This window comes from Streptomyces sp. NBC_01233, from assembly GCF_035989305.1.
GTDB lineage: Bacteria > Actinomycetota > Actinomycetes > Streptomycetales > Streptomycetaceae > Streptomyces.
The window spans coordinates 7,447,570-7,466,257 of sequence record NZ_CP108514.1; the positions used below are offsets into that span (position 1 = coordinate 7,447,570).

Here is an 18,688-nt window from a genome sequence, read left to right on the forward strand (position 1 = left end):
CCGGTGGGTGTCGGCGCGCCGCGGGATCCTCGTGCGGGCGGGGCCACCGGGTACGCGCTCGGGGGTGTCGAGGTGCCGCCGGTGGCCGGGCCCGAGCTGCCGGCCCGGCGTGCGCAGGCGCCGCGCCGGGAGGACCGGACCGAGGAGGTGCCGCAGCCCGCGCCCGTACCCGTACCCGTACCCGCAGCGGACGCCCCGGCGGAGCGGCGGCCCGAGGTGCACCACCTCGGCGACCGCGCCCCCACCTACGCCGCCGAACCGGGCGCGCTCCCGCCCGCCGACCCGGCCGCCCTCGACGGGCTGACCCCGGACACCGTGCTGGAGGGGGCCCGCTACGGCACGTACACCCTGCGCGCCGCCTCCCTGCGCGGGGACTCCGCCCGCTTCCGCGGCGAGGCCCGCCGGGACTTCCTGCTCACCGCCCGCTTCGGCGGCGGCGACGACGCCCTGGTCCTGGTGGCCCTGGCCGGCGGGGACCGGGCCGCGCCCGGGGCCGCGCAGGCCGCCGCCGAGCTGTGCCGCACGGTCGCCGCGGCCGTCGGGCGGAGCCAGAGCCGCCTCGCCGAGGACATCCGCGCCGGGCGCCGCGACGCCCTGCGCTCGGGCCTCCAGCGGCTCACCGACCGGGGCTACGGCCGGCTCCGGGCCCGGGCCGCCGAACTGGGGCTCGCCGAGGCGGCGTACACGGCCGGGCTGCGCGGGCTGCTGCTCCCCGTGGACCCGGAGTGCCGCACGAGGGTCTGCTTCGGCGCCGGCGCGGGCGGGCTGTTCCGCCTCCGTTCGGGCCAGTGGCAGGACCTGGAACCCGCCGGGCAGGCCGAGGACACCGAGGGTGGTTTCCGGTTCCGCGCGGCCGTGGCCCGGCCGGGGGACACCCTGCTGCTGTGCTCCGGCGGCCTGGCGGAGCCGATGCGGGAGGAGGCCGCGCTCACGGCGGAGCTCGCCGCCCGCTGGAGCGAGGCGGAGCCGCCGGGCCTGGCGGCCTTCCTCGCGGACACCCAGCTCCGCCTCAAGGGGTACGCCGACGACCGCACGGCCGCCGCGGTCTGGGAGGCGTAACCGGCGCATACATGGCTGGATGGGAGGCACGCGTGTCGGAGAGACCGGACCGGAGACCGGGAAGGGTGCCCCCCTCATGGCCAAGCAGAACGTGGCGGAGCAGTTCGTCGACATCCTCGTGCGCGCCGGCGTGCGGCGGGTGTACGGAGTCGTCGGCGACAGCCTCAACCCCGTCGTGGACGCGATCCGCCGGACGGGTGACATCGACTGGATCCAGGTGCGCCACGAGGAGACGGCGGCCTTCGCCGCGGGCGCCGAGGCCCAGATCACCGGCCGCCTCGCCGCCTGCGCGGGCTCCTGCGGCCCGGGGAACCTGCACCTGATCAACGGGCTGTACGACGCCCAGCGTTCGATGGCGCCGGTGCTCGCGCTCGCCTCGCACATCCCCTCCAGCGAGATCGGCCTCGGCTACTTCCAGGAGACCCACCCCGACCAGCTGTTCCGCGAGTGCAGCCACTACAGCGAGCTGATCTCGAACCCCGCGCAGATGCCCCGTCTGCTCCAGACCGCCGTGCAGCACGCCGTCGGCCGCAGCGGGGTCAGCGTGGTCGCCCTGCCCGGGGACGTCGCGGCCCTGCCCGCCCCGGAGAAGGCGGTGGAGCACGCGCTCGTCACCGCCCGCCCCACGGTGCGGCCCGGCGACGGCGAGATCGAGAAGCTGGTCCGCCTCGTCGACGAGGCGGACGAGGTCACGCTCTTCTGCGGCAGCGGCACGGCCGGGGCGCACGCCGAGGTGATGGAGTTCGCCGGCCGGGTCAAGGCGCCCGTCGGGCACGCCCTGCGCGGCAAGGAGTGGATCCAGTACGAGAACCCGTACGACGTCGGCATGAGCGGGCTGCTGGGCTACGGCGCGGCCTACGAGGCCACCCACGAGTGCGATCTGCTGATCCTGCTCGGCACGGACTTCCCGTACAACGCCTTCCTCCCCGACGACGTGAAGATCGTCCAGGTGGACATCCGACCCGAACACCTCGGCCGTCGATCCCAGTTGGACCTCGCGGTCTGGGGAGACGTACGGGAGACCCTGCGCGCGCTGAACACGAGGGTGAAGGCCAAGACGGACCGCCGCTTCCTGGACCGGATGCTGAAGAAGCACGCGGACGCGCTGGAAGGGGTGGTGAAGGCCTATACGCGCAAGGTCGAGAAGCACACCCCGATCCATCCCGAGTACGTGGCCGCGGTCATCGACGGACTGGCCGACGAGGACGCCGTTTTCACCGTCGACACCGGCATGTGCAATGTGTGGGCGGCGCGCTATCTTTCCCCGAACGGCAAACGGCGCATCATCGGCTCCTTCAGCCACGGCTCCATGGCCAACGCCCTCCCGCAGGCCATCGGCGCACAGTTCACCGACCGGAACCGTCAAGTGGTGTCGATGTCGGGCGACGGCGGTTTCTCGATGCTGATGGGAGATTTCCTCACCCTGGTGCAGTACGACCTCCCCGTCAAAGTGGTCCTCTTCAACAACTCATCCCTCGGAATGGTCGAGTTGGAGATGCTGGTTTCCGGCCTGCCCTCCTACGGGACGACCAACAAGAACCCCGACTTCGCCGCGATCGCCCGCGCGGCGGGCGCGTACGGGGTCCGCGTCGAGAAGCCCAAGCAGCTCACAGGGGCTTTGAAGGACGCTTTCCGGTACAAGGGGCCCGCTCTGGTGGACGTGGTGACGGACCCCAACGCCCTGTCGATTCCACCGAGGATCAGCGCCGAGATGGTGACCGGATTCGCACTGTCCGCCAGCAAGATCGTGTTGGACGGAGGGGTGGGTCGCATGATCCAGATGGCTCGATCCAACCTCCGTAACGTGCCCCGCCCGTAAGCCCGCAGGAGTGCGGACCCCCTCGGGGGGCATGCATCCCGTAGACCTGTTCGAGAGCGTGGACGCGGGGAGGGACATCGCCGTGCGGGTGGGGGCGAAGAACGGGAAGTTGTGGCGGAGAGGCGGGCCGGTGCCGCGCGAACCGTCCGCCGGTGAGGACGGGGGAGCGGTGGACACGCTGCGGATCACCCGGAGCGTGCGCCGGGCCGACCTGAAGGCGGTGGGCGAAGTCCGCCGGGCCCTGAGGGAGTTGATGCACCACCGGTGCCGGACCGATGCGGCCGAGGTGGCCGAGCTGCTGATCACCGAGCTCGTCACCAACGCCCTCGTCCACACCGGCCGGGGCGCGGAGGTGTCCGCGAGTCTCGCCGTCACACGGTTACGGGTGGAGGTCCGGGACTACGCCGCACGCAGGCCCCGGCCGTACGTACCGACCGCCGACGACGGTACGCACGGCCGGGGACTCGTGCTGGTGCAGGCGCTCGCCGACGACTGGGGGGTGGACGCGCTGGCCCTCGGCAGCGGCAAGGTGGTGTGGTTCGAGCTGGACGGGCGCCACGACGCGCCGTACGAGGGAGGGCCCGCCTGATGGGGCGGGCCCTCGGAGGTCTTCCCCGATCGGGACCTGTCAGCCGAACTGCTGCTCCAGGTCCTTCAGTTTGCGCTCCAGCGAGTCCAGCCGGGGAATGGTCTGGGTGTCGTCCTCGGCGGTGAGGTCCACCGTCCGGGCGCCGGTCACGTCAAAGGATTCGGTTCCGTTCACGGCCTGCAGGGAGGGCCGGCGGCGCGGGGGCAGTTGTCCCGTTTCCGGTATGGCCGGCTCCGCGCCGACCGGCGCGGAGCCCGCTCCCTGCGTCAGTTCGGGCAGCTCGACCTGGCGGCCGCGGGCGCGGCCGAAGGCCCGGTGCTGGCGGCCGAGCGCCCTGATGTGCGCGCGGTCCAGGCGGTGCTGCTCCCGCCTGCGGTGCCGGTCCTGCTCCTTCTCCTTCTTGTCCTCGCGCACCTCGTCCACGGCCTCGTCGAGGGTGCGGACCCCCTCCAGCAGCATGAGCGACCAGGCGCCGAAGGTCTCCCGGGGCGCGCGCAGCCAGCGCACCATCCGGATCTGCGGCAACGGCCGCGGGATCAGGCCCTGTTCGCGCAGCGCCGCCCGGCGGGTCTGCTTGAGGGCGCGGTCGAAGAGCACGGCCGCCGAGAGCGACATCCCGGCGAAGAACTGCGGGGCCCCGTCGTGACCCAGGCCGCGCGGGGCGTGCACCCAGTTGAACCACGCGGCCGCGCCCGCGAACAGCCAGACCAGTATGCGGGAACCGAGGGCCGCGTCGCCGTGGCTGGCCTCGCGGACGGCGAGCACCGAGCAGAACATGGCGGCGCCGTCGAGGCCGAAGGGAACCAGGTACTCCCAGCCCCCGGAGAGGTTGAGGTTCTGCCGGCCGAAGCCGACGAGACCGTGGAAGGACAGCGCTGCGGCGACGGCCGCGCAGCAGAAGAGCAGGACGTACGAGGCCGACCCGTAGACGGCTTCCTTGCGCCGCCGCCGTTCCTCGCTGCGCTCCCAGCTGTCGTCGGCCGCGGCCTTCTCGCTCTCGCGCTTGCCACGGGCGAGTACCGCAACTGCCGCAAGTACGCCCAGGATCAGCAGGCTGCCGGGCAGCAGCCAGTCCAGCGATATGTCGGTCAGTCTCATGCGGATGTCCCTTGCCTCGCGTATGCGTCCATGCGGCCGTGCGGCTTTCCGGGCGCCATAGTGGCGTAGCCGGTGAGCCGTGCACGCGGGTTTCGGGGCAAGTGGACGCCTTCGGGGGGCGGGGCCCGCCGGATAGGGTGTTGTAGCTCGAACTGGCGGCCGCATGGACCGAGTTGTGTTCGATTACGGTCACCCCTACGGGTGGGTTAGTGCCGGGATCACGCTCAGTAGTCGACGGCGTCGGCCGTGAGCCGGGCGACGCGGTCCGCGTCGCAGGTCCGGGGACACGTGACGCAGGTGTCATCGGGCCGGATCGTGTAGAAGAAGCAGCAGCTGGCCCGGTCCCGGGTGGGCAGCCCGCGGCCGTCGGGACCCGTGAGCGTACGGAATCCCGCGCCCCCGGTGTACGGGGCGGTGGAGCCGGGCAGCAGTGCCTCCAGCTCGGCCATCGCCCGGCGCTCCTCGCCGAACAGGTCGCCGATGTACCAGAGGCTCTCGACGACCTCGTCGGTCACCATGCCCCACAGGGCCCGGCGGCCGCGCCGCATGCGCGGGCCGAAACCTTCCAGCACGGGCCCGAGGTGCTGGGCCACCGCAGCCCGCACCTCACCGCGCAGCGCCTCCTCGTCGGGCACGACACGGGCCCCGGGGAGAACGGCCGCCGGATCGTCCGGCAGGCAGGCGAAGCCCTCGACGTGCACGGCCATCCGGCCGAGGGTCCGGTGGAAGGCCACCCCGGCGACCGGGAGGTACGGGACCCGCCGGTCCAGGAACCACGGGAGGGTGATCAGCAGGCAGGCCGGCCACGCGTACCGGTGCAGCCCGAAGCTCGCGATCACATCGGGGCGGGCCTGGGTCCCGTAGTCCCTCAACACCTGGGCGTCGTCCCAGGCGAGGAAGGCGTCCAGGGCCGGTCCGCCCGCCGCGAGCTCGTCCGCGCCGACCCATCCCACACCGCGCGGGACGGGTTCGTGCGCGGCCCGCTCGTCGACCCTCAGTCCGCCGTAGACCTCGGCCAGGCGTGCGTACGCGTCCGTCACCGGAGAGCCGGCCGGGGCGGACGGGACGTGCAGGGCAGGGGTCACGACAGTGACGGCCATGGGGTGGACCACCGAATCGCACGATCGTTAACAGGTTAGCCTTACCTTATCCGATCTCGGCGAGGCCGTATCCTCAGGTCAGGTCGAGACCCGGAGGAGGACCGAGTGCACGACACGGACCGAGCCCGGATACCGGCACAAAAAACTCGGAAGGTACTGCGCCATTCGGTGCGCGGGCAGATCCTCGACGCCCTGCGCGCGGCGCTGATCGACGGTGAGCTGGTACCCGGGGAGATCTACTCGGGCCCCGCCCTCGGAGAACGCTTCGGGGTCTCCGCGACCCCCGTGCGCGAGGCGATGCAGCAGCTGGCGGTCGAGGGGGCGGTGGAATGCCTGCCGAACCGGGGCTTCCGCGTCCTGTCGCGCACCCCGCGGGAACGGGCCGAGCTGGCCGAGGTCCGGGCGCTGCTCGAAGTCCCCGTCATGCTCCGGCTGGCCCGCACGGTGCCCGCGGAGACCTGGGAGGCCCTGCGCCCGGAGGCCGCCGCCACGGCGGAGGCGGCCGCGGCGGGTGATCTGCCGGGCTACGCGGAGGCGGACCGGGCCTTCCACCGGGCGGTGCTGAGGCTGGCCGGCAACGCGCAGCTGGTGCAGGTGGCGGAGGAGCTCCACCGGCGGGCGCAGTGGCCCCTGCCGGGCGCTCCGCGGGTTCGGCGGGCGGATCTCGTCGCCGACGCGGCGGAGCACTCGGCGCTGCTGGAGGCGCTGATCGCGCGCGACCTCCCGGTGGTCGAGTCCCTCGTCCGCGAACACTTCGCCGGCTCCTGACCTCCGGGGCTCCGCCCCATACCCCTTACGACGCTCCGTGCCCGCGCCTCGATCGCCGGCGCGGCTCAAAGCTCCGGGGCTCCGCCCCGTACCCCGCTCCTCAAGCGCCGGAGGGGCTGAAAGATCGCCTCAAACGCCGGCGGGGCTGGATTCTCCAGCCCCGCCGGCGCTTGAGGCGGGGGCGCGGAGCGCCCTGCAGGTACGGGGAGCTACGCCGCAGGCGACGGGGCAGGCGACGGGGTCGGGGTCGGCTGGAGTTGGTCGGCCAGCCAGGTGGGGATGCCGCCCAGGAGGTGGAGCAGGCGGCGGGCCTCCGCGCGCAGGCGGGCGGCCTCCGGTTCCGGCTCGGCCTCGGCCAGCGCGGCCAGCGCGGGGGCCGTGCCGATCAGGAAGCCCAGGTCCTCCCGGATCCGCAGGGACTCCGCGAAGCCCTTGCGGGCCTCGGCCACCTCGCCGTCCCGCAGGGACAGCGCGGCCAGGTGCCGCCACGTGAACGACAGCAGCAGGGTGTCCCCGTGCGCCTCCGCGCCCGCGTGCGCCCGGTGGTACGCCGGCCGGGCCGACTGCGGGGCGTCCGCCAGGTGCTCGGCGACCAGGCCGCGGCGGAAGTCCAGCAGCGGGCGGGTCCGGGAACCCGGGGACAGCAGGGCCGCGGCCCGGCCCAGTGCGGAGCGGGCCTCGTCGGCCCGGTCGCGCACGCCGAGCACGGTCGCGGCGTACGCCAGCTGGCCCCGTTCGCAGGCGGCCGCGCCCCGGTCGTCGTCGTCCTGCGCCACCGCCTCGGCGACCCGCAGCGCGTCCTCGGCCTCGGCCCAGCCCTGGCCGGTGAACAGGCACCGCTCGACCAGCAGCGCGGTGCGCTGGACCGCGGCACCCGCATCGGCGAGGTGCGGCGTCAGCAGCGCCGCCGCGTCGGTCCAACAGCCGCGCGAGCGCAGCCGCCATATCGCCCGCTGGAGGGGGTCGTCCCCTCCCGTTGTTCCGGCACCCGACATGGCGGTATCCGCCACATTGCCCTCCCCAAAGCAACCAAGCAGCACATCGTTGAGCCCTGGGGCGAAATGAGAGCACGGATCGGCGGCATCGGCCAAGGGGTCGGGTGAACTCTTTCACAAAGTCCGGACGGATCATCAGCCGTCCCGCAGGTCGGACCCCTCCGGCCGCGGGACGGATCTTCTCAGCTCATGCGCAGTGCCAGGAAGAAGTCGAGCTTGTCCTCCAGCCGGGACAGGTCCCGCCCCGTCAACTGCTCGATTCGCCCGACCCGGTAGCGCAGCGTGTTGACGTGCAGGTGCAGCCGCGTCGCGCAGCGGGTCCACGAACCGTCGCAGTCCAGGAAGGCCTCCAGGGTCGGGATGAGCTCCGCGCGGTGGCGCCGGTCGTAGTCCCGCAGCGGGTCCAGCAGCCGGGCCGTGAAGGCGCGGCGGACGTCGTCCGGGACGAACGGCAGCAGCAGCACGTGCGAGGCCAGCTCGTGGTGGCCGGCCGCGCAGACCCGGCCGGGGCGCGCCGCGGCCACCCGGCGGGCGTGCCGGGCCTCCTCCAGCGCCCCGCGCAGCCCCTCGGCGGAGTGCACGGCCGCGCTGACGCCCAGTGTGATCCGGCCGTCGCCGTCCAGACCGGCCGCCAGGGGGTCCCGTACGGCCGCGAGGAGCTCGTCGGCGTGCAGGGCCGAGTCCGGGCCCTTGTCCTCCCCGGCGTCCCCGGACAGCGAGGGCAGCGGTACGAGCGCGATGGCCTCGTCACCCGCATGGGCCACCGCGATCCGGTCGGAGGGCTCCGGCCCCGAGACCGACGGGTCGACGAGGATCTCCTCCAGCAGCGACTGGGCCACCGGGCCGCCGGGGATGTCCCCGCCCTCCCAGTCCACCCGGGCCACGACGACCTGCCAGTGCGGGGCGGCGCCCAGCCCGGGCAGCAGCACCGGGGCCGCCACCCGCAGACGGGCGGCGATCTCGGCGGGCGCTGCACCCGTCTGGACCAGCTCCAGGACCTCCTGCGCGAGGCGGCGGCGCACCGTACGGGCCGCGTCGCGCCGGTCCCGCTCCACGGCGATCAGCTGGGTGACGCCCTGGAGGAGGTCCAGCCGCTCGGCGGGCCAGTCGCCGGCGTCCGCCTCGACGGCCAGCAGCCAGTCCGACAGCACGGTCTCGCGCACGTCCCGGGCCGCCGGGCCGGCCGCGCCGCGGCCGTGTCCCCTGATCGGGAAGAGCGAGTAGGTAATACCCTGGATGGAGATCCGGTGCGGTCCCCTACGGCCCGTCCGGACCGCCGCGAGGTGCTCGCTCGCCAGTGCTGCGCACACGCCCGGCGCCAGCGGCTCGCCCGCCCCGGCGATCTGCCGGCCCGTGGGGGACAGCACCCAGGCCCGGAGATCGAGGTCGGTGGTGAGCAGATCCAGCACCACGTCGGGGCCGCCGCCGGCCGGCCCCGACGTCATGAGCCGGCGGTGGCGGTCCACGACGGCCGCGAGATCACCGGCCCGCTCGCCCGAGACCTGCCGTACGACGTACTCGGTGATCGTGGCGAATGCAACGTCCTCGTTCACGGCGAACAGCGGCAGCCGGTTGCGCACGCAGGCCGAGACCAGATCATCCGGGATGGCTCCCAGCTCCGCCTCGCCCGCCGCGAGCCCGGCGACGCCGGCGCTCGCGAGGATTCGTACGAACGGCTCGGAGTCGGCTGAATTTCGTCTCCAGGCCAGGCCGGTGAGGACGAGTTCACCCCCCGAGAGGTACCGGCTGGGATCACGTAGGTCGGTCGTCATGACCCCGCGGACCGTCCGGTCGAGTTCTTCCTCGCCGCCGAGCAGCCGCAGCCCCAGCGCCTCGGTTTCCAGCAGTGCGCGCAGCCGCATGGTGTCGCCGCCGATCTGTCTCGAATGTTGCCGTTGGAAATCGGGCAGGTCGTCGCATCCTGCCTTTCATACGAATCTACAAGACGAGGGAGGCCGTCAGCCAACTCCTTCATGGTTTCGGTGACTGCACCCGGGGGACAGGCGGCCGGTGTACTGAGTCCACACCGCGTTAACAGCACGTGAACGACCAGTCGAGGGCCTGTAGGCCTCCTGGCTTGAAGTGAACGACACGATGAAGAAGAAGAGAGCCGCACATGGACTTCCTTCGCCCCGCCAGCTGGGAGGAGGCGCTCGCCGCTAAGGCCGAGTTCCCCACAGCTGTGCCGATTGCGGGTGGCACCGATGTGATGGTCGAGATCAACTTCGACCACCGTCGGCCGGAGTACCTCCTGGACCTGAACCGCATCGGTCTCCTGCGGGAGTGGGAGGTCGGCGAGGACGTGGTTCGTCTGGGTGCCTCCGTCCCGTACACGCAGATCATGGAGAACCTCCGGACGGAGCTTCCGGGTCTCGCGCTCGCCTCGCACACGGTCGCGTCCCCGCAGATCCGCAACCGCGGCGGTGTCGGCGGCAACCTCGGTTGCGCCTCGCCGGCCGGCGACTCCCACCCCGCGCTGCTCGCGGCGGGCGCCGAGGTCGAGGTGGAGTCCGTACGCGGCTCTCGCCTGATCCCGATCGACGAGTTCTACACGGGCGTGAAGCGCAACGCGCTCGCCGCCGACGAGCTCATCAAGACCATCCACGTGAAGAAGGCGGACGGCCCCCAGCAGTACTCCAAGGTCGGCTCCCGCAACGCGATGGTCATCGCGGTCTGCGCGTTCGGCCTGGCACTGCACCCGGAGACCCGCACGGTCCGCACCGGCATCGGTTCGGCCGCGCCGACCCCGATCCGGGCGAAGGCCGCCGAGGAGTTCCTGACCGCCGCGCTCGAAGAGGGCGGCTTCTGGGAGTCCGGCAAGGTCATCACCCCGTCGATCGCCAAGCAGTTCGGTGACCTCGCCTCCGGCGCGGCCAACCCGATCGACGACGTCCGCGGCACGGCGAAGTACCGCCGTCACGCGGTTGGCATCATGGCTCGCCGCCAGCTCGTCTGGACCTGGGAGCAGTACCGCGGTACCGGCAACGGCCGCTCGCTTGAAGGGGCTGCGTAATCATGCGCGTCAATTTCACTGTCAACGGCCGTCCGCAGGAAGCCGACGACGTGTGGGAGGGCGAGTCCCTTCTCTACGTCCTGCGCGAGCGCCTGGGCCTGCCCGGTTCGAAGAACGCCTGTGAGCAGGGCGAGTGCGGTTCCTGCACCGTCCGTCTCGACGGCGTGCCGGTGTGTTCCTGTCTGGTCGCGGCCGGTCAGGTCGAGGGTCGCGACGTCGTGACCGTCGAGGGCCTGGCGGAGTTCGCCAAGCAGCGTGACGAGCACGGCCACGGCGGTGCCTGCGGCACCGGCGGCGGCTGCGGCAGCAAGGGCGTGTCCCTGGACGCGGCCAAGCAGTGGCAGGCCAAGCCGGCCGACTCGCAGACCGGTGAGGGCGCCCCGCTCTCCACCATCCAGCAGGCGTTCATCGACGCCGGCGCCGTCCAGTGCGGTTTCTGCACCCCGGGCCTCCTGGTCCAGGCTGACGCGCTGCTGGAGGAGAACTCCTCCCCGTCCGACCAGGACATCCGTGAGGCCCTGTCCGGCAACCTCTGCCGCTGCACGGGCTACGAGAAGATCCTCGACGCGGTCCGCCTCGCGGCCGCCCGTCAGGGAGAGGCGGTCTGACCATGGCGCAGAACACGCGCACCGTTCCGGCGGGTACGCCCACCAACGTCACCCAGAAGCACAACAAGGGCGGCATCGGCGAGTCCATCCTCCGCCCGGACGGCACCCTCAAGGTCACCGGTGAGTTCGCGTACTCCTCGGACATGTGGCACGAGGACATGCTGTGGGGCCAGACCCTGCGCAGCACCGTCGCCCACGCCGAGATCGTCTCCATCGACATCTCCGAGGCGCTCGCCGTGCCCGGCGTCTACTCGGTGCTGACGTACGACGACCTGCCGGCCGAGATGAAGAACTACGGCCTGGAGATCCAGGACACCCCGGTCCTCGCCAACGGCCGGGTACGTCACCACGGTGAGCCGGTCGCCCTCGTGGCCGCCGACCACCCGGAGACCGCCCGCCGCGCGGCCGCCAAGATCAAGATCGACTACCGTGAGCTGCCGCTCGTCACGGACGAGGCCTCCGCCCTGGCCCCCGACGCGCCGCTGATCCACGAGGGCCGCGACGACCACCACATCGGTCACGTCCCGCACCCGAACATCGTGCACCGCCAGCCGATCATCCGCGGCAACGTGGAAGAGGCCCGCAAGCGCGCCGACGTCATCGTCGAGGGCGAGTACACCTTCGGCATGCAGGACCAGGCCTTCCTCGGCCCGGAGTCCGGCCTGGCCGTGCCCTCCGAGGACGGCGGTGTCGAGCTGTACGTCGCCACCCAGTGGCTGCACTCGGACCTCCAGCAGATCGCCCCGGTCCTCGGCCTCCCGCCGGAGAAGGTACGCATGACGCTCTCGGGCGTCGGCGGTGCCTTCGGCGGCCGCGAGGACATCTCGATGCAGATCCACGCCTGCCTCCTGGCCCTCGCCACGAACAAGCCGGTCAAGATCGTCTACAACCGGTTCGAGTCCTTCTTCGGCCACGTGCACCGTCACCCGGCGAAGCTCTACTACGAGCACGGCGCCACCAAGGACGGCAAGCTCACGCACATGAAGTGCAAGATCGTCCTGGACGGCGGCGCGTACGCGTCGGCCTCCCCGGCGGTCGTGGGCAACGCCTCCTCCCTCTCGGTCGGTCCGTACGTCCTGGAGGACGTGGACATCGAGGCGATCGCGCTCTACACGAACAACCCGCCCTGTGGCGCGATGCGCGGCTTCGGCGCCGTCCAGGCCTGCTTCGCCTACGAGGCCCAGATGGACAAGCTCGCGGCGAAGCTGGGCATGGACCCGGTCGAGTTCCGCCAGCTGAACGCCATGGAAATGGGCACGGTCATGCCGACCGGCCAGGTCGTGGACGCCCCGGCGCCGGTCGCCGAGCTGCTGCGCCGGGTCAAGGCCCGTCCGCTGCCGCCCGAGCGCCAGTGGGAGAGCGCCGGCGAGAACGCGGACGTCCGCGCGCTGCCCGGTGGCCTCTCCAACACCACTCACGGCGAGGGCGTCGTCCGCGGCGTCGGCTACGCGGTCGGCATCAAGAACGTCGGCTTCTCCGAGGGCTTCGACGACTACTCGACCGCCCGCGTGCGGCTCGAGGTCATCAACGGCGAGCCCGTCGCGATGGTCCACACGGCCATGGCGGAGGTCGGCCAGGGCGGCATCACCGTCCACACGCAGATCGCCCGTACCGAGCTGGGCGTCACGCAGGTGACCATCCACCCGGCCGACACGCAGGTCGGCTCCGCCGGTTCCACGTCCGCCTCCCGGCAGACGTACATGACCGGTGGCGCGGTGAAGAACACCTGTGAGGCCGTCCGCGAGGCCCTTCTGGAGATCGGCCGCCGCAAGAACGGCTCGTACCACCCCGCGTGGGCCACGGCCGAGCTGCTCCTCGAAGGCGGCAAGGTCGTCACCGACGGCGGAGAGGTCCTCGCGGACATCGCCGACGTCCTCGAGGGCGAGGCCATCGACCTCGAGCTCGAGTTCCGTCACGCGGCGACCGAGCCCTTCGACCTGGTCACCGGCCAGGGCAACGGCCACGTCCAGTACACCTTCGCCGCGCACCGCGCGGTCGTCGAGGTGGACACCGAGCTCGGCCTCGTCAAGGTCGTCGAGCTGGCGACCGCACAGGACGTCGGCAAGGCGCTCAACATGCTTTCCGTGGTGGGCCAGATCCAGGGTGGTACCACCCAGGGCCTCGGCGTGGCGATCATGGAAGAGATCATCGTGGACCCGAAGACCGCGAAGGTGCGCAACCCCTCCTTCACGGACTACCTGATCCCGACCATCCTGGACACCCCGACCATCCCGGTCGACGTCCTGGAGCTCGCCGACCCGAAGGCGCCGTACGGCCTTCGCGGTATGGGCGAGGCCCCGACCCTCTCGTCGACCCCGGCCGTCATCGCGGCGATCCGGCAGGCGACGGGTCTGGAGATCAACAAGACGCCGATCCGTCCGGAAGCCCTCACCGGGACCCTCTAGGACGGCGTGGTCCGGGGGCCGAGAGGCCCCCGGACCCCCTCAGACTCTCCGGGCGGTGCGATTTGGGAACGTCACACTTCACAGCGCACCGTCCGGAGTACCTACGGAGCACCGCACCGCTCGCGGTCGCTTCACCTGGCAGCACCCCTGCCAAAACCCCCACGTAGTACCAGCGGTCACCGCCGCACTACCCGCAGTACACGCAGTGCACATTCGCGTCGCCTCGGGCCGTCACCCCGGGTCGTGCAGCCAAACGCAGCATCCCAAATCCCGCAATCTCCAATCCCCAAGCGGGTGCCCCTGTGAACCTTGGGAGTTAGGCACCATGACCCAATCGTCTGTGGAGACCAAGACCACCGCGGAAGAGGCCGGCGACGGCTCTCGCAATCCCGCCGGGCGTTCTTGGCTCGATCGGTACTTTCACATAACGCATAGAGGTTCGAACGTCGGCAACGAGGTCCGTGGCGGTATCACGACCTTCATGGCCATGGCGTACATCCTCCTGCTCAACCCCCTGCTCCTCTCGGGCAAGGACGTCGCGGGCACCGTGATGGACGGATCGGCGATCATCACCGCCACCGCCTTCGCCGCGGCCGTCACCACGCTCCTCATGGGCTTCGTGGGCAAGGTGCCGCTGGCCCTCGCCGCCGGCCTCTCCGTGTCCGGCGTGCTCGCCTCGCAGGTCGCCCCGCAGATGACCTGGCCGCAGGCCATGGGCATGTGCGTGGTGTACGGCGTCGTGATCTGTCTCCTGGTCGTCACCGGCCTCCGCGAGATGATCATGAACGCGATCCCCCTCGCGCTCAAGCACGCCATCACCATGGGCATCGGCCTCTTCGTGGCCCTCATCGGCTTCTTCAAGGCCGGTTTCGTCGGCAAGGGTCCGGAGTTCGGTCCCCCCGTCCAGCTCGGTGCGGTCGGTGAGCTCTCCGGCTGGCCCGTCCTGCTCTTCTGCATCACCCTGATCGCCATCTTCATGCTCCAGGCCCGCAAGGTGCCCGGCGCGATCCTGATCGGCATCGTCGGTGGCACCGTCCTGGCCGCGATCCTCAACGCCGTCGTCGACATCGACCCGAAGGCCTGGAAGAACGGTCCGCCGGAGCTCGACGGCTCCGCGGTCTCGATGCCGAACTTCTCACTCTTCGGTGACGTCTCCTTCGGCGGCTGGGGCGACGTCGGCTACATGACCGTCGGCATGATCGTCTTCACCCTGGTGCTCGCCGGCTTCTTCGACGCCATGGCCACCATCATCGGTGTCGGAACCGAGGCCAAGCTGGCCGACGACAAGGGCCGCATGCCGGGCCTGTCCAAGGCCCTGTTCATCGACGGCGCCGGTGGCGCCATCGGTGGTGTCGCGGGCGGCTCCGGCCAGACCGTGTTCGTCGAGTCCGCGACCGGCGTCGGCGAGGGCGCCCGCACGGGCCTCGCCTCCGTGGTCACCGGCCTGTTCTTCGCCGCCTGCCTCTTCTTCACCCCGATCACGCAGATCGTCCCGGGTGAGGTCGCCTCCGCGGCCCTGGTCGTCATCGGCGCGATGATGATGCAGAACGCCCGCCACGTGGACTGGTCCGACAGCGCGACCTCGATCCCGGTCTTCCTGACCGTCGTGATCATGCCGTTCACCTACTCGATCACCGCCGGTGTCGCCGCGGGCGTCATCTCCTACGTCGCCATCAAGATCGCTCAGGGCAAGGCCCGTGAGATCGGCGGCTTCATGTGGGCGCTGACCGGAATCTTCCTGGTCTTCTTCGCGCTCCACCCGATCGAGGGCTGGCTCGGGGTCGGCTGACCCGGACCGACCTGATCCGTACGAAATACCGCACGCTCCACGTATCTGATACTGGAAGACGAACCTCTCCGAGGAGGCCCCCATGCTGGACATCGCCGAAGAGCTGAACCGGTGGGTCGAGCAGGGACGTGACTTCGCCGTCGCCACGGTCGTGGCGGTCGGCGGCAGCGCGCCCCGGCAGCCCGGGGCCGCTCTCGCCGTCGACAGCGAGGGCACGGCCATCGGCTCGGTTTCCGGCGGATGCGTGGAGGGTGCGGTGTACGAGCTGTGCCGGCAGGCGCTGGAGGACGGCGAAACCGTCCAGGAGCGCTTCGGGTACAGCGACGACGATGCCTTCGCCGTGGGTCTGACCTGCGGCGGAATCATCGACATCCTCGTCACCCCGGTCCCTGTGGGCTCTCCCGTACGGGAGGTGTTCGCGGCCGGCCTGGCCGCCGCGGCCCGCGGTGAGGCCGCGGCCGTGGCCCGGATAGCCGAGGGCCCGGCCGAGCTCATGGGCCGCGCCGTCTTCGTCCGTACCGACGGCGCCCACGAGGGCGGCTTCGGCGGACACCCCGAGCTGGACCGCACCATCGCCGAAGAAGCCCGCGCCATGCTCGACGCCGGCAAGACCGGCGTGCTGGAGATCGGCGCCGACGGCAGGCTCTGCGGAGAGCCGCTGAAGGTGCTGGTCGAATCCAGCGTCCCGCCCCCGCGGATGATCGTTTTCGGTGCCATCGACTTCGCCTCCGCCCTCGTGCGGATCGGAAAGTTCCTCGGCTACCGGGTGACGGTGTGCGACGCCCGGCCCGTCTTCGCGACGAAGACCCGTTTCCCCGAGGCGGACGAGATCGTCGTCGACTGGCCGCACCGTTATCTCGAGAGCACGGAAGTGGACGGCCGGACCGTCCTGTGCGTGCTCACCCACGACGCCAAGTTCGATGTCCCGCTCCTCGAACTGGCCCTCAAGCTCCCCGTCGCCTACGTCGGCGCCATGGGCTCCCGCCGCACCCACGAGGACCGCAACAAGCGGCTGCGCGACGTCGGCGTCACCGAGCTCGAACTGGCCCGGCTGCGCTCCCCGATCGGCCTGGACCTCGGCGCCCGCTCCCCGGAGGAGACCGCGCTGTCCATCGCCGCCGAGATCGTCGCGAACCGCCGCGGCGGCAGCGGTGCGGCCCTCACCGGCGCGCACATCCCGATCCACCCGGACGTCGCGAACACCGTCGTCAGCAGGATCGGTTCCGTCGCTTGAAGGGGTGAGTGACGGCCGAAGGTGAGAAAAGGGCGCCACCCGTAGGGGTTGCGCCCTTTTGGCGTTCCCCCTATCTTACCGGCCGGTAATAGGGGGTGTCCTCGCCGGAGGAGCCCTCTCCATCCCCTGTCCACAACGGAGTTGAGCGGATGTTGCGTAGTGTGCGAACCCTGGGCGTCCTGGCGGCGGCCGCCCTGCTCACCGCCGTCACACCGGCACCGGCCCCCGCGGCCGCCCCCGCCGCTCCTGCGGCCGGCCTGCGCGAGGTGCTCTTCGTCGGGAACAACTGGGAGGGGACCGCCGACGTCCTCGCCTCCACCGGCGATCTCGCCAAGGTCGGCCGGATCAACGTGATCCCCGACAAGGCGGAGCGGCTCCGCGAGATCTACCTCAACCCCGTGAAACTCGCCTTCTTCCTCGGCATCCGGGAGAGCGCCGGCGAGGGCCACGACCAGTTCGTCGACGACATGTTCACCACCGCGGACGGCACCGCGGTCGTCGTCTCCCGCCCCAGCTTCGCCGACGTCGTGTCCATCGACGTGACCTCGGGGCGGATCAACTGGCGCTTCCCCGTCTCCGGTTACCGCTCCGACCACATGGCGGTCTCCCCGGACGGCACCCGCATCGCCGTCTCGGCCTCCACCTCCAACACCGTGCACGTCCTGGACATCGCCACCGGACGCCAGGTCGGCTCCTTCGGCACCGGGGACAAGCCGCACGAGAACACCTTCACCCGTGACGGCCGCTTCCTGTGGAACAGCTCCATCGGCGAGGTGAACACCGCCCTCGACGCGCCCTGGCTGGACTGGACGAAGGGCAACCGGAAGATCACCGTGGTCGACGCGCAGACCTTCCGGACCGTACGGGTGATCGACATGCGGGAGCGGCTGGACGCCTTCGGCCGCCGCGACCTGTCCGACGCCGTGCGCCCCGTGTCCTTCAGCCCCGACGAGTCGAAGCTCTACTTCCAGGTGTCGTTCTTCAACGGCTTCCTGGAGTACGACGTGGCATCCGACCGGATCACCCGCCTCAAGACCCTCCCCGAGAACCCCGCCACCAGCACCGACCGCACCACCTGGGTCAACGACTCCCGCCACCACGGCATGTCCATGAGCCCCGACGGGGCCAAGCTGTGCATCGCCGGAACCATGGACGACTACGCGACCGTCGTGGACCGCGCCACCCTCGCCGAGGGGCCGCTCGTGCCCGCCGCCAAGCCGTACTGGGCCACCGTCGACGGTGACGGGACGGCCTGCGTGATCTCCGAGAGCGGAGCCGACCGGGTCACGGCCATCGACTTCGCCACCGGCGCCAAACGGGTCTCCGTCCCCGTCGGCGACCACCCCCAGCGGGTCCGGATCGGCCGTGTCCCGGCCTCCTGGACCGGTCCCGCCGGCCGCTAGGTTCCGTCGCGGGACAACGGCGTGACCGGGGCCTGCCCGGACGCTCAGCCCACCGTCACGGTCGGCTCGTGCCGGACGGGGAAGTTCACCGAGTTGGCGATGAAGCAGGCCCGGTGGGCCTCCTCGTGCAGTGCGATCGCCGCAGCCACCATCGACTCCTCGCTGACGGTGATCCGGGGGTGCACCACAGCCTCCGTGAACTGCCCGCTGTCCCCGGCGGTGGCCATCGTCCCGGTCGCCTCGTCGACGTACGAGGTGACCACCACGCCGTTGATCGTACAGAAGTGCAGGTAGGAGAGCATGTGGCACTGGGACAGTGCGGCGAGCAGCAGTTGCTCGGGGTTCCATCGGGAGGCATCGCCGCGGAAGGTCGGGTCGGAGCTGCCGAGGATCGCCGGCAGCTCTCCGGCGGCCACCTCGTGCGCCCGCGAGTAGGCACGGTAGTGGCTGGTGCCGGTGCCGAGGTTCCCGGTCCAGGTGACGCGGGTGGCGTAGGAGTGCAGTCGGGCCATGGCGGCTACTCCGTCTCTCGGGTACGGGACTGGGCGGCGCAGATGTCCGGGATGTGGAGGTGGCGGTGTCGAGCGGTACCGGGCGTCGACCTGGATCGTACGGCGGTAGCGACGGCCGCGCCCGCTTCCTCCGCGACCTCGTCGTACCGCTCACCCGCCGGCAACACGGCGGCCCGCCGCCGCCCCTCCTCCCGAAAGCCGAGCCGGGTGAACGCCCGGACGGCCCGCTCGTTCCCGCTCCACTCTCCGTCGATCACGCCCTGATCCCCTCCCCGTGACGGCCGACGGCACACCGT

General features: G+C 71.4%; 16 protein-coding genes. 10 read left to right on the top strand and 6 right to left on the bottom strand.

All coding sequences use genetic code 11. The features are described from left to right. The first annotated feature begins 81 nt into the window (after positions 1-81). The 3 genes from OG332_RS34890 to OG332_RS34900 all read left to right on the top strand — a co-directional run bounded on the left by OG332_RS34890 (position 82) and on the right by OG332_RS34900 (position 3,467). A complete protein-coding gene (locus tag OG332_RS34890) occupies positions 82-1,059 on the top strand; it encodes a protein phosphatase 2C domain-containing protein (protein WP_327417184.1) in 978 nt (325 codons plus the stop codon). A gap of 76 nt (positions 1,060-1,135) precedes the next feature. Beyond that, positions 1,136-2,878 carry a pyruvate dehydrogenase gene (locus tag OG332_RS34895; RefSeq protein WP_327417185.1) on the top strand — a complete coding sequence of 581 codons (1,743 nt, stop codon included), beginning with the start codon at positions 1,136-1,138 and terminating at the stop codon, positions 2,876-2,878. 196 nt (positions 2,879-3,074) lie between these two features. Beyond that, entirely contained in the window at positions 3,075-3,467 is a 393-nt protein-coding gene (locus tag OG332_RS34900) for an ATP-binding protein (RefSeq protein WP_442816393.1), read from the top strand. A gap of 39 nt (positions 3,468-3,506) precedes the next feature. Here OG332_RS34900 and OG332_RS34905 read toward each other — a convergent pair whose 3' ends face one another. Beyond that, entirely contained in the window at positions 3,507-4,565 is a 1,059-nt protein-coding gene (locus OG332_RS34905) for a DUF2637 domain-containing protein (protein ID WP_327417187.1), read from the bottom strand. 224 nt (positions 4,566-4,789) lie between these two features. Beyond that, entirely contained in the window at positions 4,790-5,665 is an 876-nt protein-coding gene (locus OG332_RS34910) for a (2Fe-2S)-binding protein (protein ID WP_327417188.1), read from the bottom strand. Between the two features lie 105 nt (positions 5,666-5,770). Here OG332_RS34910 and OG332_RS34915 point away from each other — a divergent pair, with 105 nt between their 5' ends. Further along, the gene (locus OG332_RS34915) at positions 5,771-6,433 is read left to right on the top strand and encodes a GntR family transcriptional regulator (protein WP_327417189.1); all 663 of its coding nucleotides are present in this window, start codon (positions 5,771-5,773) and stop codon (positions 6,431-6,433) included. Between the two features lie 209 nt (positions 6,434-6,642). Here the strand turns inward: OG332_RS34915 and OG332_RS34920 are convergent, their stop codons facing one another. Further along, positions 6,643-7,443, bottom strand: coding sequence for a hypothetical protein (locus OG332_RS34920; RefSeq protein WP_327417190.1), 801 nt, complete (start codon positions 7,441-7,443; stop codon positions 6,643-6,645). A gap of 167 nt (positions 7,444-7,610) precedes the next feature. Next, the gene (locus OG332_RS34925; protein WP_327417191.1) at positions 7,611-9,290 is read right to left on the bottom strand and encodes a PucR family transcriptional regulator; all 1,680 of its coding nucleotides are present in this window, start codon (positions 9,288-9,290) and stop codon (positions 7,611-7,613) included. A 254-nt stretch (positions 9,291-9,544) separates the two neighbouring features. On the opposite strand from OG332_RS34925, the gene OG332_RS34930 reads away from it, so the two are divergent. The 6 genes from OG332_RS34930 (at position 9,545) to OG332_RS34955 (ending at position 17,880) form a co-directional block, all read left to right on the top strand. Next, complete coding sequence (locus tag OG332_RS34930; RefSeq protein ID WP_327417192.1) at positions 9,545-10,441, top strand: FAD binding domain-containing protein; 897 nt, start codon at positions 9,545-9,547, stop codon at positions 10,439-10,441. A gap of 2 nt (positions 10,442-10,443) precedes the next feature. Beyond that, positions 10,444-11,049, top strand: coding sequence for a (2Fe-2S)-binding protein (locus OG332_RS34935; RefSeq protein ID WP_327417193.1), 606 nt, complete (start codon positions 10,444-10,446; stop codon positions 11,047-11,049). A 2-nt stretch (positions 11,050-11,051) separates the two neighbouring features. Further along, positions 11,052-13,454, top strand: coding sequence for a xanthine dehydrogenase subunit D (gene pucD / locus OG332_RS34940; RefSeq protein ID WP_327417194.1), 2,403 nt, complete (start codon positions 11,052-11,054; stop codon positions 13,452-13,454). A 325-nt stretch (positions 13,455-13,779) separates the two neighbouring features. Beyond that, on the top strand, positions 13,780-15,243 hold the full coding sequence (locus OG332_RS34945; protein WP_327417195.1) for an NCS2 family permease: 1,464 nt from the start codon (positions 13,780-13,782) through the stop codon (positions 15,241-15,243). Between the two features lie 82 nt (positions 15,244-15,325). Further along, positions 15,326-16,477, top strand: a complete 1,152-nt coding sequence (locus OG332_RS34950; protein WP_327417196.1) for an XdhC family protein — start codon at positions 15,326-15,328, stop codon at positions 16,475-16,477. Between the two features lie 149 nt (positions 16,478-16,626). Beyond that, positions 16,627-17,880 (top strand): YncE family protein, encoded by a 1,254-nt coding sequence (locus OG332_RS34955; RefSeq protein WP_327417197.1) that lies wholly within the window; start codon positions 16,627-16,629, stop codon positions 17,878-17,880. 44 nt (positions 17,881-17,924) lie between these two features. On the opposite strand, the gene OG332_RS34960 is transcribed toward OG332_RS34955, so the two are convergent. Further along, positions 17,925-18,392, bottom strand: coding sequence for an OsmC family protein (locus OG332_RS34960; RefSeq protein WP_327417198.1), 468 nt, complete (start codon positions 18,390-18,392; stop codon positions 17,925-17,927). A gap of 5 nt (positions 18,393-18,397) precedes the next feature. Then, positions 18,398-18,649, bottom strand: coding sequence for a hypothetical protein (locus tag OG332_RS34965; protein ID WP_327417199.1), 252 nt, complete (start codon positions 18,647-18,649; stop codon positions 18,398-18,400). Between the last annotated feature and the right edge of the window lie 39 nt (positions 18,650-18,688).